This is a genomic window from Mycoplasma pogonae, from assembly GCF_054170725.1.
The window spans coordinates 1-17,451 of record NZ_JBSWZS010000005.1 but is presented as its reverse complement, the minus strand read 5'-3'; the positions used below and the strand labels follow the sequence as shown (position 1 = coordinate 17,451).

Annotated in this window: 12 protein-coding genes; 11 read left to right on the top strand and 1 reads right to left on the bottom strand. The window is 23.5% G+C overall.

The features are described 5' to 3' along the window. Positions 1-4 precede the first annotated feature (4 nt). Entirely contained in the window at positions 5-2,578 is a 2,574-nt protein-coding gene (gene parC, locus ACW95P_RS02455; RefSeq protein WP_457961650.1) for a DNA topoisomerase IV subunit A, read from the top strand. A gap of 62 nt (positions 2,579-2,640) precedes the next feature. Here parC and ACW95P_RS02450 read toward each other — a convergent pair whose 3' ends face one another. Next, positions 2,641-2,967, bottom strand: coding sequence for a hypothetical protein (locus ACW95P_RS02450; RefSeq protein ID WP_457961649.1), 327 nt, complete (start codon positions 2,965-2,967; stop codon positions 2,641-2,643). Positions 2,968-4,123: 1,156 nt separating this feature from the next. On the opposite strand from ACW95P_RS02450, the gene ACW95P_RS02445 reads away from it, so the two are divergent. The 10 genes from ACW95P_RS02445 to ACW95P_RS02400 all read left to right on the top strand — a co-directional run bounded on the left by ACW95P_RS02445 (position 4,124) and on the right by ACW95P_RS02400 (position 17,262). Next, positions 4,124-4,624, top strand: a complete 501-nt coding sequence (locus ACW95P_RS02445) for a DDE-type integrase/transposase/recombinase (protein WP_457961648.1) — start codon at positions 4,124-4,126, stop codon at positions 4,622-4,624. 1,251 nt (positions 4,625-5,875) lie between these two features. Further along, a complete protein-coding gene (locus ACW95P_RS02440; protein WP_457961647.1) occupies positions 5,876-6,922 on the top strand; it encodes a hypothetical protein in 1,047 nt (348 codons plus the stop codon). Positions 6,923-6,946: 24 nt separating this feature from the next. Then, positions 6,947-7,903 (top strand): hypothetical protein, encoded by a 957-nt coding sequence (locus ACW95P_RS02435; RefSeq protein WP_457961646.1) that lies wholly within the window; start codon positions 6,947-6,949, stop codon positions 7,901-7,903. A 65-nt stretch (positions 7,904-7,968) separates the two neighbouring features. Continuing rightward, positions 7,969-8,880, top strand: a complete 912-nt coding sequence (locus tag ACW95P_RS02430) for an ABC transporter ATP-binding protein (RefSeq protein ID WP_457961645.1) — start codon at positions 7,969-7,971, stop codon at positions 8,878-8,880. Between the two features lie 109 nt (positions 8,881-8,989). Next, positions 8,990-10,606 carry a hypothetical protein gene (locus ACW95P_RS02425; RefSeq protein WP_457961644.1) on the top strand — a complete coding sequence of 539 codons (1,617 nt, stop codon included), beginning with the start codon at positions 8,990-8,992 and terminating at the stop codon, positions 10,604-10,606. A 133-nt stretch (positions 10,607-10,739) separates the two neighbouring features. Then, positions 10,740-12,542 (top strand): PTS transporter subunit EIIC, encoded by a 1,803-nt coding sequence (locus tag ACW95P_RS02420; RefSeq protein ID WP_457961643.1) that lies wholly within the window; start codon positions 10,740-10,742, stop codon positions 12,540-12,542. Between the two features lie 91 nt (positions 12,543-12,633). Further along, positions 12,634-13,188 carry an inorganic diphosphatase gene (locus ACW95P_RS02415; RefSeq protein ID WP_457961642.1) on the top strand — a complete coding sequence of 185 codons (555 nt, stop codon included), beginning with the start codon at positions 12,634-12,636 and terminating at the stop codon, positions 13,186-13,188. A 537-nt stretch (positions 13,189-13,725) separates the two neighbouring features. Next, positions 13,726-15,147, top strand: coding sequence for an ATP-binding cassette domain-containing protein (locus ACW95P_RS02410; RefSeq protein ID WP_457961641.1), 1,422 nt, complete (start codon positions 13,726-13,728; stop codon positions 15,145-15,147). Then, positions 15,140-16,750 (top strand): ATP-binding cassette domain-containing protein, encoded by a 1,611-nt coding sequence (locus ACW95P_RS02405; RefSeq protein ID WP_457961640.1) that lies wholly within the window; start codon positions 15,140-15,142, stop codon positions 16,748-16,750. The genes ACW95P_RS02410 and ACW95P_RS02405 overlap by 8 nt, the downstream gene beginning before the upstream one ends. Before the next feature lie 374 nt (positions 16,751-17,124). Continuing rightward, positions 17,125-17,262, top strand: a complete 138-nt coding sequence (locus ACW95P_RS02400) for an IS3 family transposase (protein WP_457961639.1) — start codon at positions 17,125-17,127, stop codon at positions 17,260-17,262. Positions 17,263-17,451 lie beyond the last annotated feature (189 nt).

Below are 17,451 nucleotides of genomic sequence, written 5' to 3'. Positions count from 1 at the left end.
ATTTGTGGCCCAAGATCATTCTAAATTTTTATTAAAATCATTAGATACAATTATGGCTGACCGTTTTGGTCGATATTCAAAATACATCATTCAGCAAAGAGCTTTACCTGATGCTCGTGATGGCTTAAAACCAGTACAACGTCGAATTTTATATTCAATGTGAGAATTGGGATTAAAAGCTGATAAACCTTTTAAAAAATCTGCTCGTGTAGTTGGAGATGTAATTGGTAAGTATCACCCTCATGGTGATAGTTCTATTTATGAGTCGATGGTGCGGATGGCTCAAGAATGAAAGATGAATGTCCCGCTTATCAACATGCACGGGAACAAAGGGTCAATCGATGATGACCCTGCTGCTGCAATGCGTTATACTGAAGTTCGGTTAGAAAAAATTTCAAATTTGATGCTAGAAGGGATTGATAAAAACTTAATTACTTTTGCGCCCAATTTTGATGATTCAGAAAAAGAGCCAACTGTTTTACCGGCGCTAATTCCTAATTTATTACTAAATGGTTCAAGAGGAATTGCTTCAGGATTTGCTACAGAAATTCCACCGCATAATTTAAAAGAAATTTTGGATGGAGCAATTGCAAAAATTAAAACTCCAGAAATTTCTTTATCGAAATTACAAAAAATGATTTTAGGTCCCGATTTCCCAACTGGAGGAATTATTTATGGAACTAAAGGTATCGATGACGCTTTTCAAAGTGGAAATGGGCGAATTACACTTGCGAGTAAATATGAAATAAAAATTACCAAAAATAAAACATCAATTGAAATTACTGAAATTCCTTATGGTGTCATCAAAGCAAAATTAGTGCGTGACATTGCGGAAATTGCTTTTGAGAAAAAAGTTCCTGGAATTAAAGAAGTTATTGATCAATCTAGTAGGGAAGGTTTATTAATTTCAATTGAATTAGAAGCAGATGCTAACTCGGAATTAGTTGTTAATTATTTATTACAAAAAACCGATTTACAAGTTTATTATTCTTACAATGTTATTGCAATTCAAGACTATGCTCCAAAATTAATGACGCTTGATAATTTATTAACCGCTTATATTAATCATATTAAGCAAGTTAAAAAAAATGAATTAATTTATGATTTAGCTAAATGAGAAAATAAATTAGAAATTGTTGAAGGGTTAATTCGTGTTGCTGAAATTACCGATCAAGTAATTGCTGTAATTCGTAATAGTGACAATTCTAAAAAAGGAGTTGTTGAAGAACTAGAAAAACAATTTAATTTTACTCACGTACAAGCTGTAGCAATTGCTGAATTGCGCCTATATCGTCTATCACGAGTTGATCAAGAAATGTATATTAATGAAGCTAATGACTTAAGTGAAAAAATTACTAAAAATAAATTTTTGCTTAATTCAGAAACTGCTTTTAATGATTATTTAGTTGAAATTTTAAAAACAATTCAAAAAGAATATGGCGAAGAAAGAAAAACCCAAATTATTGATCAAGACAAGAAAATTTCTATTGATGCTGAGGATTTAATTAAAAATGAAACAGTTTATATTGGAATTTCACAGGATGGTTATATTAAACGTTTTAGTCCTAAAGTATTTGATTCTAATGAATTAAACACTTATGGCTTAAAAGAACAAGATCGTTTAATTACTTTACAACCTTTATCTACCTTAACAAAATTATTAGTTTTTAATTCAAGTGGGACTTATTCTTTAATTAATGTACATAAAATCCCTGAAACAAAATGAAAAGATATGGGTATTCATATTAACGACTTTACACCACTTATGCCAAATGCTCAAATTGTGGATGTTATAGCTGTTAATAATTTTGATATTAATGCTTATGTAACTTTGGTTACTGCAAAAGGTTTAGCTAAACGTGTCAAACTAGATAATTTTGAAACAACAAGAACTTCGAAAACACTAACTGCTATTAAATTAAAAAATGATGATAAATTAGCGGCAGTAAAAGTATCGAATGGTTACAAAGACATAGTTATTCTAACTCAAAAAGGCAAAGCATTACGTTATAGTGAATTAGAAATTCCAATTTATGGAAGTAATTCCTCTGGTGCTAAAGCTGTTAGTCTAGCGGGAGATGATGTCGTGCAGCATTTAGTTTTAGGTTCAAAACAAGATGTTTTACTTTTAGGTACTGATTTGGCTAAATTTAAAAAAATGAATTTAGAACATATACCTTATAGTTCAAAAGGAACTCAAGGAAAAAATATTTACCCAATTAACAAGGCGCACCCATTAACTGTAAGTTTATTTGCAAAAATTAATAAAACCGATGTTATTTATTGCTACAACAATAATCAACTTTTAGGCGAAGTAGAAGTTAAAAACATTGCCTATAGCAAACTGGAAGATAATTTTTCAAAAGTTAAAATCACTAATACAAATAAAATTTTTTTAAATGAAATTTTCACAATTGATGTTGATTCTGATGATTGACAAGTAGTGGAGAAACAAGAAGAAGCTGAAATCATGGATTTATCAGATAATGTTATTAATCAAAAATTTGAAGAAGTTGAAGAAAAAATTAAAGCATTAGATGATTTGAATATTGATGATTTATTAAAAAAAATTAAATAATTTTTTAAATCTAAAAGTTAAATGCACTCCTAATTTCCTAATAAGGAGTGCATTTTTTCATTTTAAATTTTATTATCATAAAAAGTAATTATAAAATCTTCATAAAAATCTTTTTTACTAAAAATATTTCTTTCAAAAATTTCATTTAAAAAACTTTTATAAGTTCAAAGTATTTTATCAATATCATTTTCAAAAGAAAAATTTAATTTTAAATTAGGAACATTAATTAATAATCTAGCTGACCATAAAAAATATTTACTTTGAGGAGCAAATTTTGGGTTTTTATCAATGAATTCTATAATTTTTATAAATTTTTTATTTCTTTTGAACATTGTTAAATAAGTTAAATTTTTAAAATTATAATCATATTTATTAGTATCAAAATCCATAATTGTTTCGAAACTAATATAGTATATTTTAGATTTATTTTTTAGAAATTCTTTTTTTAAAGAAAGAAATGTCAGAATTTGTAAAAAAGAAATAATACTTATTAAAATAAAAATGACCAGCGTAACAATGAAAATTATTTTTTGTCATAACCTATTAAAAATATCGATTTTTTTGTTAAAAAAATAATTTAAAATAGAAGCTAGTAATATTGTGATATTAATTAAGGAAAAACCATATATTTTTGGAAAATTATTCAAAAGAACAAAATAAGTTGTACTTAAATAAATATTTTTCTTTAATTGCCCTTTTAAAATATTTATTTGTTTAAAAGCAAACATTATAAAAAATATTTCTAAAAAAGCTAAAAATATAAATAAAATAGTCATTTTGTATTAACCTTACCTTATAAAATTTTACATTTTTTTTAAAAAAATTAACTTAATAAAATTTAAAATAAAAAATATTCACACTGCACTGACTAAACTAGGACAAAAAAAGTGAACCACAAAAGATTAAACCCACCCCAATATTGGGGCGGGCGAAACTTGGAGGTTCATTTTTTTATTATAGAAAGACAATTAAAATCAGAAGAATGATTAGAGTCTTTTGAAATGTATGAGAAAATTTAGATCTTTTTCTATTTTTTTAAAATGATATTTTAATAAATTCAACAAAAAAGATACCTAAGAAACAAAAAAGTTTTCAAAAAATATTATAAGTTTAAAATTTCTAATGATATGGAAATATTGCAATCTAAAATAAGAAAATATCAAAAAAATAAGATTGTAGATAAAAAACCAAAACCCAATACACATGAAGCTTTAGTGAGAATTTACAACAAATTAGAGGATTGAAAAAATTTGAAATTTTTAAAAGATATGATGAAATAACTAATGAAAAATTTAAAAAACATAAAAACAAAGAATCTCAATCATTAAATATCAGACAAATTAGAAAAATTAAATTTTTTTCAATTATCTAAATTTAGGATGTGAAATTAAAAAAAGTAACACTAAGCAAAAATAAGTCAAAAATCAAGGAATCACTTTTGAATCTTTTCATAAAAATAAAGGAGCTTATGGCAGATAAAAATTGCCCGCTTACATTAAAAATAATTATCAAATTGAAATAAATTATTGTACTTTAGGTAAAAAAATGCAGCAATTAAGTTTATTTTGCAAAATTAGACAAAAAACAAAAGCTAGAGAAATTAAAAATACTAATATAAAAATTTTTAATTTGGTAGAACGTGATTATCACGATACTGCAAACAAAAATATTGTTGAAACAGATGTTACTTATGTTCAAGCACCTAGAGATATAAATATAAATCATGTTTATTTATCGGTAGCAATTCATCACAAAACTAAAAAAATTCTTTCTTGAAATTTAAATGAAATTAATAATACTGAATTTATTTTAGAACACCACAAAAAAATTAATTATTTTACAAATGAATGAATCATTCACTCAGATCATGGATTTCAATATTCTTCATTTGCTTTTCAAGAAATGGCTAGAAGTAAAAATGCAAAATTATCAATGTCAAGAATTGGTAATTCATTAGACAATCGAGAAGTTGAATATTTTTTTTCTTGTATAAAATCTGAATGATTAAATTTATTGATATTTACAAAATTTCTTTTAAAGAATTAAAGCATGAAATTCAAAAATATATTAATTGATATAACAATGAACGCATTCAATCAATTTTAAATTGAAAAACCCCTCAGGATTCCTGAGAGGCCTACAACATTTAAAAGGTTCACTTTTTTGTCCTAGTTTAGTCCAACTTTTGGGGGGCACTGCACCACACAATTATTTAGTGAGTTAACAATTCTAAACATTTAAATTTAATATTTTTACTTTTTTTCCTATCAACAAATTCAAAAATAAATATTATATTCCATGATCTAAATAACAATTAGATCATTTATAAAAAAATAATTTTATTATTATAATTTAAAATAAATTTTGTATTATTCATTTAACTTAATTTTTAAGTTTTTTATTTTATGATTAATTTCAATTGATAAATAAACAGAATTTTTATTCACATATTTAGATCCAGCAATATATGAACATCTAGTATAACGATATTTTTATTTTTAATATAATAATATAATCGTTTAAATAAATCATAAATTTTTTCATTTATATATTTACCATTTCTTTTATTTTTTGTTGACTTTTACAAAACATTATTAATTTATAATTTTTTTCTACTTAAAATACAATAACTTATTTTAATTTATACTTATTTTTTATTAATTGCAAATAATTTTTTACAAATATAAATATTTTTTTTTAAAAAAAGCGTTTGCAATTATTTCTCGATACTTAATACACTTTTTCTATTTAAAATCAAAATATTTTTTAAAATTTTTTTGTCTTTATTTGCTATTTTTTATATCAAAACTATTTTAGTGTTATTTAAAATATATGCAAAAATTTATAACTTTTTTTGTATATTTTTAAAGCATCTAACCATTCTAATGATTTTAAATGCTTTGCTATAATAAAAAAAATAAACGTTCAATCCACGCCTACTTCGATATTGAAATGAAATTAAATTATTTTAAGGTTTTCTTTTTTGCTAAGGTTTAAATTTATTATATTTTTATTTCTTAATTTAAAAATGCTAATTTATCTTTAATTATTAATAAATTTTTAATATTAAAAATACTTATTTTATTTTAATAAAATGAATAATAATGAAATTATACAATAAATTGTAAATTTTTAGTAATGTAAGTGAACTTTTTTTTATAAATATAATTTTTTAAAAATTTTTTAAAAAAAAGTTTATATTTTGTGTAAAAAAATATTTTTTAAATTTTATATTCTAAAATATAAGTGTATATAAATTTTTTATATATAAAAAAGTAAATAAGGATGGATTAAATTATGTTTATACCGCTAGATTTAATGCAAAATCAAAATTCAAGCGTTTCTAAAATTGTTCAAACATCTAAATATTATGATGTTAGAAAAGATGAAATTGAAAATTTTAGTGTTACATTAGAAGGTAATCTTCTTAATGATAATTATATTATTAACGGAATATTTAATAAAAAAGGAATAAAACCAATAAAACACATAATACCAGGCTATCAATTTCATTACCCGGGATATGTTTATGATAGACCTTTCACAAGCTATGTACCACCCCAAGAAGTTTTAAATGAAAGTGTACAAGTTTCTGGATGAATATCATGAGGTGGTTCAGGAAAAGTGAGTTACGAGCATAATATAGAAATATCTTGAAAAGATATTGAAACATTTATGCGTTTAAATAATTTTGATAGTGAAAAATTAATTTTAGAATCTATAGAATTAATCCCTGAAATAAATGTTATTAATAACCCTCTTAATAAAGCAGTTTTAACATTTGACGATTTAGAAATTGAATTAAATGAAAATAAAATAATTACTAAAAATGATAGAAAGATAGAGTTTAATGTCCCTAGTGATATCCAATGGCAAGAATGAAAAGGATCAGGCGTATTTCAAGCTTTTATAGAGTCACTAGATTCTTCTGATGAAATTAAGTTCATCAAAAAAAGTGATTTAAAAAAGAGTCTCGAAGAAAAAAAGAGTTTAATAAAAAAAGAAGAGCTTTTAATGAGTTTTGTTAATTTAATTTATAACAATTCATTTCTTAAAACAAATTTAGGCGAAACATTTGCTCAAAAAAATAGCACTTGGGTAAAAAACGCTGAAAAAATTATAAAACTTTTTGATTTAGCAAATGTAAATTATGATTATACAATTTTTAATTTAAAAGATTTATCTACGGAAATCAATTTAAATGAAAAAGTCAATAAAGGATCTAACATTAAAATAAATATAAAAAAGATGACATTTGAAGGATGAAAAAACCAATCTTTTGCTGATTATATGGAAGCCAAAATAAGTAACATTTTTGTTAAGTTAAATTTTAAAAATAATTAATCAATATTAAGAAAGAGGATAAATATGCCATTAATACTAGATTTACCTAAAAATCATGATTTAAATACCCCTAGAATTGTTCAAACAACCAAAAATTATGATGTTAAAAAAGATGAAAATGTAACCGGATTAACAACATTAAGTGGTAATTGAATCAAAAGAAATCACATAATTTATGATTTTTTAAACAACAAAGGTTTAAAAGCTAAAGTATTTGTAATACCTGCTGAAAAAACATTTTATGTTGATCATTATGGAGAACCTCATGAAAGCTTTATACCTGAAAAAAGATGAAGTGATGATATAGTTCATATTACTGGTTGAATTACCTGATGATCAAGTGATGAGGCATACTATACATATAATGCTAAAATACCTTGAAAAGACCTTCAAACATTAATTGGTTTTAACGAATATGATGAAAATAATTTAGTTTTAGAATCTATAGAATTTATACCGGAAATTAAGGTTTTGAATAATCCATTAGGTGCAGCTCATTTAACTTTCGAAGAAATAAAAATTAAAATGAATAACAATGAATTTGATGAAGGAAATCATAAAATCGGATTAGAGATACCCGAAGAATTTCGTTGATCCAATTGAGATGCTTCGAGCATATTTAGTGCAATCTTAGATGTTTTAGACTTTGGTAGTTTATTATTTCCTGCTACAAAATTTATTAAAATGGCTGATGTTACTAGAAAATCACTAGATATCGGTAGCAATATATATTCATCTGTATCCTATGTTACCAATAAGGTTTTGGATGGTATGGCATTAAGTGATAATTATGCATTTGTTGATCCGGAAAATAACACTTTAAAAATAAAAGTAAATAAAAAAATTGATCAAGGTTCTGATATAGAAATAAATGTTGATAAAATAATATTTGAAGGGTGAAAACCTCCTGCTTTTGCTGATGATATGACATCTAAGCTAAATAAAATTTTTTTAAAGCTAAATTTTAAACAAGGAAATTAATTTTTTATAAATATGCTTAATAAAAAAATAATAAAAGCAGCACAAATAACAACAATGTTGTTATTTTGTTACAAAATTTTTCTAAAAAGTATAAGAAAAAAGCCTCTTATACAGTTAATAATTTAAACATTGAAATTAAAAAAGGGCAGTTTCATGCTTTTGTTGGATCAAATGGTGCCGGCAAAACAACAACAATTAAAGCTATTATTGGAGCTTATAAAAAATTTGAAGGTAATATTTTAGTTAATGGTCAATCAAATCGCGATGCTAAAGCATTAGCAAAAATTGCTTATATTCCAGAAATTGCTATTTTTCCGCAAAAAATGTCAGTTTTAAATTTTTTTCAGGGAATTTGTGCAATGTTGGGCATGAAAAAACAAGAAGCTGAAGCAAAAATTAAAGAGGTAGTTGAAAAACTAGAAATTGAACATTTATTGAAGAAAAACCCTTTTAATTTTTCTTCCGGAGAACAAAAGAAAGTGCTTTTAGCCCAAGCATTATTAAAAGATTTTGATGTTTTAGTAATGGATGAACCGGCAGCTAATTTAGATCCTCAAACCCGTTATGATTTTTTCAATTTTTTGAAAAAGTTACAACAAGAAGGTAAAACTATTTTTATTTCTTCTCACGTTTTAAATGAAGTTGGTGAATATGCTGATTCAGTAACTATTATTGAAAAAGGGCGTTTAGAAATTTCGGGCTATATTAATGAATTTTCTGAATCTAAGAAAAATAAATATGAATTTGATCCAATTGATATAGAACAAACGGTAAAATTTTTGGAAAATAATAATATAAGTTTTAAATTTAAAAATAAAAAAATTATTATTACATTAGAAACTGATAATCACTTAAAAAAATTTTTACAAAAATCTTCTACAAATAATATTTTTTACAAAGAGTTTAAAAAACTTGAATTGAATTTAAAAGATATTTATTCAAAATATGTTTTAAAAGATGATAAAAAAATGCACTAATTTTAATTTTTTACATATACAAAACAAGAGGTATTTTATGCAAAGATATTTTTTATGAATCACAAAACTTTATTATAAAAAAAGAATTAATTATATTTTTTTATTTTTTATGCCAATCATTATTTTAATTAGTGCAATCATATTTAGTTTTGCATTTAAGATGGAATCATATGAAGCTTATAAAAATTATTCTTTTTATTTGTTACCTGCATTTTTAGCTATTAACAGTTTAATTTATTACACAAATTTTTACAACCAAGTAAGAAAGATTACATCACAAACTTCGATTGAACTTCTAAGCTATACAAATAATTTAAGTAGAAGTAAAATTTATTTTAATAAATTATTAGCTTTTTTAATTTTAAATTTAATAGGTAATTTGTTAGCAACTATATTTTTATTGTTATCATTGCTTATAATTTTAAAAAACAATTCAACAAAAGAAATTTTTGATATAAGTTTTATTTACTTTGGAATTTCATTATTTTTATCAATTTTATTTTTTGGATTATTTTTTCTAATTGATACTTTTCTAGTTTCAAAAATTACAAAAAAACACAACTTAATAAGTATTATAATTGGAATAATTTTTGGTGTTTCACTTATATCTACACCAATTTTACAAAGTTATGGCTCACAAGCAGCATTTCAAAAACGAGAAGAATTAACAAAAACATTAGGTAGTTTACTGGCGGACTCTTATTCTCTTTTAAAACAAAAAGGTGAAGTAGATAATTTAAAACTAAGATTTAAAATTCCTTCTGATGTTGATATAAATTTAGAGGATTATGAAAAAACAATAGATAAAATAATTAATGCTGAAAATCAAACTTCCAATTTTTATAGAAATATTAACATTATTAGATATTTTAATATTTTTAATTTTTTTGCTGAAGTACTTCCTTTTACATCAGTTAAAAATGAATATTTTTACGAAAAAAAAACATCAATTAATTCTATGTCTGATGGTCATTTTCTTTATTACTATAGAATAAATCAAATACCACAAGATTTTTTTGATTCATTTGTAAAAGTTAATGTTAAAGTTAATTCAAGCGAAAATTCAGAACCCTATCTAATTAATATTTTAAATTTAAATATATTTTCAAATTTACCATATAACACAAACTTAAAGTGAGAAAATAGCATTTTTTCTTATTCTAATAAAAATCTAAATATTTCACAATTAAAATTTGGCGAAGTTAAAAAAGCTCTAAATTCATTAATTGAGAATCTTAAAAAAGATCCAAATTACCAAAGCAAAGAAGTCATTTTAAATGAAAATTTAATTCAAAATATTATTAATAGCTTTTACACAAATGATTTAATTTCAAAATTACTAACACAAGAAGAGTGAGAAATATTTCGGAAAAAAATAAATACAAATAATGATTTTGATTCAAAAAGAAAAAAAGATTTAATCAATAATATGGTTGAATCCTGAGCTATTTATGTAATTATTCAATTAGCAATTGAAGGAAATAATGTTTTAGTAATCGATAAAGACATCAACAATTTAAATTTTAAAAATTGATCTAGTTCTTTAGAAAAAAGAGTTATCAAGCAATTATCTTTTGATATGCTAATTCCATTAAACAACATTACTGTTGTTGGAATGGAGCAAACATATTATCATTTATGAATCAGCTTAACTATTATTTTGATTTTGTTAGTCGCTTTTAATACAATTGCTTTTTACCGTTATAGAAAAGTAGACATCGGATAAATTTTGATACAGTAATTTAAATTACTGTATTTTTATTTCATTTTCAAAAATGCTTTATATAAAAATAAAATAAATTTCAAAAATGCTTTAAAAAATAACTTTATCTATTAGGCAAAATTATAATTTAAATATTATGAATAAAATTTTGAAAAGTGTGTCAAAAATAAAGCTTTTTAACTTTAAAAATAAATCACGGAGTTTTTTAACAAAACTATCGCAAGCTTTTATGTTGCCAATTGCAATTTTACCTTTTGCAGGATTGTTGTTAGGAATTGGTGGTGCAATTGGTTCAAATACAAGTGCTGATAATTTGGTTGCTCAAAAAGTTGCTGATTTCTTTAAATTATCGGGAATTATTTTTGATAATTTACCACTTTTATTTGGAGCTTCAATTGCAATTTCTTTTACAAATAAAAACCACATTCATGCTGTATTCATATTTTTAATTACTTTTTTAATCTTTTTAGCAACTCAAGCAATTTTTATTAATTATCAAGATGGAAAGTTTGAAAATATTTTATATTTTCATACTAATAAAAACAATAAATATATTATTGGGAAATATTTAGGAATTACAGTTTTACAAACATCTATTTTTGGAGGGATTTTATCCGGGGGATTAACTAGTTTTATTATGAATCGGTGAAGTGAAGTTGAATTACCTGAGTATTTGGGATTTTTTTCAGGAATACGTTTAGTACCGATTATTGCAATTCCATTTGGAATTATATTAGGTTTACTTTTCTTAATTTTTTGACCTTGAGTGGGATTAGGAATTGCTTATTTAGGTAAAGCGGCTTCAAATGTACCTTATGGTTTTGATGGTTTAGCTTATGGAACTATTGCCAGAGCAATGATGCCGTTGGGATTACATCATATTGTAATTGCTATTGCTTTTCAAACTAATTTAGGTGGTACGCTAAGTGTGGAGAAAGTAGTTGCAAGCGCCAAAGAATTAGGGGTTTTAGATACTCCAGAAATGCAGATATTTATTAATAGTTTTGTTGATAGTGCCAAAAGCCCAATCACTATAATCGATGGCGATCAAAACATTTGAAAATTTATTAATGCAATTAATTTAAACAAATTACCAATTAACAAAACCGGAGCTAGTTTACCAATTTTTGAATGAATCACTCAATATGGTGGGGCTTATGCTGGCAAGTACACACAAGATTATCCGATTTATTTAGGGGCGGTTCAAGTTTTGGGGCTTGCGATGATTTTAGCTGCTAAAAAACCACAACGTAAAAAAGCAGCAGCTATTATTAGTTCTTCGATGGTTGTGGCTTTTTTAACCGGAATTACTGAACCATTAGAATTTTCATTCCTATTTATAGCCCCACTATTTTATTATTTATTTTATGTACCACTTTCAGGTTTTGCATATATGTTTATGAAGTTATCAGGCACACATGTAGGAGTAGGTTTTGCGCGTGGATTTATTGATTACATTATTTATGGGGCAATTCCAATTCAAAAAGGTACAAAATTTTGAGTAGCATTGCCATTATCTGCTGGCTTTGGAATTATTTCATTTTTAGCTTTTTATTTTTCAATCAAAAAATTCAATTGAGAAACACCTGGTCGTGGTGATAATGAAATTAAATTAATTAATAAAAAAATTTATCAGAAAAAAATTCAAACTCAAAACTCAATAGTTAACAATGAAAATCCAAAAAATGAAGATGACGATATTGCAAAATTAATTGCTGCTTATGGAGGGCCTGAAAACATTACTAGCGTAACGGCTTGTGCTACTAGATTGCGAATTGAAGTTAAGGATGCTGAAAAAGTTAATTCAGAAAATTTAGTTGAATTAGGTTCAAAAGGTTTCATTAAAAAAGGGCAATCAACCCAAGCAATCTTTGGTGCTAAGGCACAAATTTTATCCGGAAAAATCTTAGAAAGATACGGTAAAGATATTAAAAAATAATTTTTTAATAAATTCATTCACTAAAATTGCTTTGTAAGTGTCTCAAGATTTGAAGCACTTTTTTTAAGCTGCTTTATGATAAAATAGAACTATGAAAAAAATTGTAAATGTAAATATTGAAATTTCCAAGGATTCAAATATTAAGTATGAATATGATCGTTCACAAGGCAAAATTTTTGTAGACCGAATTTTAAGAGATGGCTTTAGATATCCTGCTAATTATGGATATTTACAAGAAGCTCTAGACTGAGATGGCGATGAACTAGATGTTTTGGTTTATTCACCTGAAACTTTTTTACCAGGCACAGCATTAAAAGCTCGAATTGTAGGAGCTATGAAAATGATAGATGATGGTGAAACAGATACCAAATTAATTGCGGTTCACGAAGATGATTACCGTTTAGAAAATATTCAATCTTTAGATGACTTACCGCAAGAATGATTAGAGAGTATCAAAACATTCTTTTCAACTTACAAAAACTGAAAAAGACCAGGAATTACACAGGTTTCAGGCTTTGAAGGAATTGAGTGAGCACTAAAAGAATATGAAGAATGTGTTCAATTAATGAAAGATTATGGCCAAGTTCATAAGGCTGATTTCATTAAACTAATGATGGAAAAACATCCTGAAAAATATCAAGCTTAATTTCAAATAAAAAAATAAATATATTTTTTTGTACTGCAACCAAAAAGTTATTAATAACTATTGGTGTAGTGCATTTTATTTATTTTTTTTGAAAAAAAGATACAATTTAAGTAATAAAAATAATTATTATATATTTGAGATAAATTTTTAAAAGTAATAAACCTCTATTTTCTTATATTTTTAGTTAATAGGTTTTCATTTTTTGATTTTAAAATTTTTTCTTAATTTAGAATAATGAATTTTAAAGGAAAATCTCTAGAAATGTCAATTTAAAAAGCAAAATCAAATTAATTTAATTTTTTAATAATTGATTTACAAAACAATTAATCTAATCAATTATAAATAGCTAAAAATTTAGCTATTATTTATACATTTTAAAAATGAGGAAAAATGAAATTTGCATTAAGCTTTTTTACTAAAGGACATAAAAAAATCCTTTTTTTAAACATATTAATTTCAATTACAAAAAATTTACTTTTTATTTTTTCATTGTTTTTCTTTTTCAAATTTATTGAGTCAGTATTTGAAAATAATTCAATGAAAAACATTGCTATTACATCTTTTATTTCTTTGTTACTATCTATTATGAGTTTTTCATTAAACTATTTTTATATCTATTTTTACAAAAAACATTTAAGAAAAACAATTGTTAAATTAGAAAATTATCAAATTGAAAAAATTTCTATGAATGATCCAAAAACATTTCACAAAAATACAACTGAGGAATACATTTATTCTATTTATGAATCATCAAGCCTATTATCAAATTTTTATTATGAACCAACTTACATAATGATTGATGATTTGGTTAGATTTTTAGGAATCTTCATATTTTTATTTTACTTTAATTGAATAATTGCTTTAATATGTCTTTTTACTTCATTTTTATTGATTATGTTTTTTTATTTTTCTTTATTAAAACAAACTTATTATGATGAAGAAGTTATTAAATTGGAAGAACAAAATCGCTACACAATTGAAACATCAATTAAAAACCATAACTATTTTTATCGTTTTAACAAAAGTAATTTATGAAGTAACATTTTGTATTCTAAAATAGTAAACAGACACAAAAAAATGTTAAAAGCAAAAATAAAATTTGAAAAAATAGATGTTTACAATCAAATTATTCTAGTATTCTTTTCTTCTTTACCAATAGTTTTGGCAAGCTTTTTTGCTTACTATGGTTTATTTGGAATTAATTTAGAAATATTAATTACTTTATTAATTGTTATTGCTTTGTGAATGAAACTAGTAATAAACATTTTTAGAACGATACCCGCTTTTAAAATTGCAAGAAACACAATTGTGGATTTTGATATTAAACCAGTTAAAGTAATTGAAAATAACTTTAGTGATATTGCATTGAAAAAATTAAGTATTTTTAATTCAAAATCTAATAATATTTTTAATTTTTCAAAAAATTCAAACATCAAAGTAGCGATAATAGGAAAATCAGGAAGCGGTAAAACAACATTAATTGAACAAATGATGGGTTATAATACTAATTCCAGATATAAAATTAAGTGAAATGATTTAGATAGTTCTAGATTAGGTTCAAAATATTTAAGCAAAAAAATAACATACATAGATTCTAATAATTTTGATTTAAAAGCAAGTGTTGCAAATAATTTATCGCTTTTTGATAAAGTTGAAATCAAAAAAATAAAAGAATTATTAAATTTTGTAGGGATGGATTATTTAGATTTAGATGGTCAAATCCAAAATCTCAATCTAAGTCAAGGTGAAATTCAAAGATTAAAACTAGCTAGAGCATTATTATTTAAAACAGAAATAATAATTTTAGATGAATCATATAGTAATTTACAACCAAATTTATCTAAAAAAATACGTAATAAATTAATGTTACAATTTCAATTATACATAGAAGTTTCGCATCATTTTAGTAGTGCTGATTTAGAAAAATTTGATTATGTTTTAAGGATTGATCATGATTAAAATTATTTTTCAACAAAAATATCAAACCTGATTTATTCTTTTCATAATGACATTAATAACATTTTTTAGTGTTGCTTCTATATATCTACAATTCGAAGCTTTTAAAGTGCTTTTCAATGAAGAAAATAGACTTAAAAATTTTATTTTTTATCAAATACTTTCATTAATTTTTGAATTCATTTATAGAATGTTTTATCCTTTGGTTAATATCTTTATAGAAAAACAAGCTACAAAAATTATTGTTTTTAAAAAAATTGAAATTATCAAAATTATTGGTGAATACAATCCCAAGAAATTTAATTCAATTGGGCATTCCGAATATATTTATGATTTAGAAAAAAATGCTAATTTATATTTTTTCAATTATGTTAAAAATTTTTATTCAATTTATTTTAGCTTATTAAGTTTTCTATTGATAACAATATTCATTACAATTCAAGCAATTTTTTATTCTTCTTGAGTGTTATTAACTTTACTTTTGATTTTGGTGTCATTAATTTTTTCTTTTCTGATACCTATGATTTTTACTAAAAGAAATAAAAATAATAATCAAGCAAAAATTGATATTAAAAACAAAAATTTATCTGCAATAGCAAATACACTAGAAGGATATAAATATTTTTATGTTCATAATAAAGTTGATAATTTTAAAAACAAATTAAAAGAATATTTTTATGAAGTTGAAAAGATTAATTTTATGTTCCAAAAAAAGAGAATTCTTTACAACTTTTTAGAAAATTCATTAGAATCTCTTGCTGATAGACTTTTATACATAATCACAATATTTTTAACTTTGATTAATCCTGTTAATAAATTTTTGGCATTATTACTTCAACCTATGACAGATAATTTAAAATCTAACTCTAGTTCGGCGATTGAAGAAATTAAAGAATTAAAAGTTTCAGAACCATTGAAAAATAATTTCGAAAAATATAAAATAAATGCAACTAATGAAAAATTACAAAAAATTGCGCAAATAGATAAAATAAACATTCAAAACTTTAACCTTGCATTTAATGAGAAAGACAAAAATTTATTTTTTAAAAGTGTAAATTTATTATTTGAAAAAAATAAAAAATATTTAATATATGGGAATTCAGGAATTGGTAAAAGCACAGTAATTAAATCTATTATAAAAGAACAAAATTACACAGAAGGATTCATTAAAATTAATAATTTACTAGTTGAATCAATTGATTTGCAAAGTATTTATAATGATTTAATTGTAATTGATAATAAAATAGTTGATTTTGAAGGAACAATAAAAGAAGTTATTACTTTCTATGAAAAAAATATTTCAGAAAGCAAACTAAAATATGTTATTGAAAAAGCATTTATTAATTTTGATATTGAAAGAAAATATAATGATTTATCTCATGGTGAAAAACAAAGAGTTAAATTAGCTTGATGCTTTTACTATGATAAAAAAGTCATTATATTAGATGAAGCTTTGTCAAACATCGATAGCAAAACTTCAACAAAAATTGAAAGAAATCTTTTAGATAAAAATGATATTTTATTAATTCATATTTCACACAATCATAATTTAGAAAACGCTGATTTTTATAATGAAGAAATAAACTTTAATGAATTAGTAAAATAAAAGCACAATATTAGTTTATTGTGCTTTTTCTAATTTCAAAACTCTAATTGTCTAAATATATTGGATGAATTTAATTTGCGTTTGGACAAGATTCATAAAAAAATTAATCAGTAGCAAAAAAAGTTTTTGTTGATATTTTGAGATGGTTTGCTATCATCGGAATTATCGTGTATGGTGTCATGACATCAAGATTTAAATAATTCACCGTTGTAATATTAGATGCTACTCAAAAAAGCCTGTACATTATTTTTTAAATCAACAATTGCAGTTATAGAATTGCCTTTGTACCAATATATCAATTATTAAATAAAAATTTTGCATAATTATCATCATAATGTATATCAAAAAAACGGCCTGACCAGGATTTTATAGGCATGAAAAAAGAATTTAAAGACATTAAATATTTAGAAGCCGCAATTAAAAAATGTATTAAATACTATAATCACGAAAGAATATCAATTAAATTAAATGACCCCTGTTGAATTCGGGAATCATTCAAATATGCAAAATAATAAAGTTCAACTTTTTAGGGTCAATGCATTAATAAATAATTAAAAGCTTAATTTTTTAATGAATTTAGATGCGGTATTTTTAAATTATACTGCTAAAAAAACATTGTAATTTATATGTAAAAATCCTTGTTTATTATTATAAATTTTCAAATTCAATCAAAAATTATTTAAATTAAAAACCAATATCAA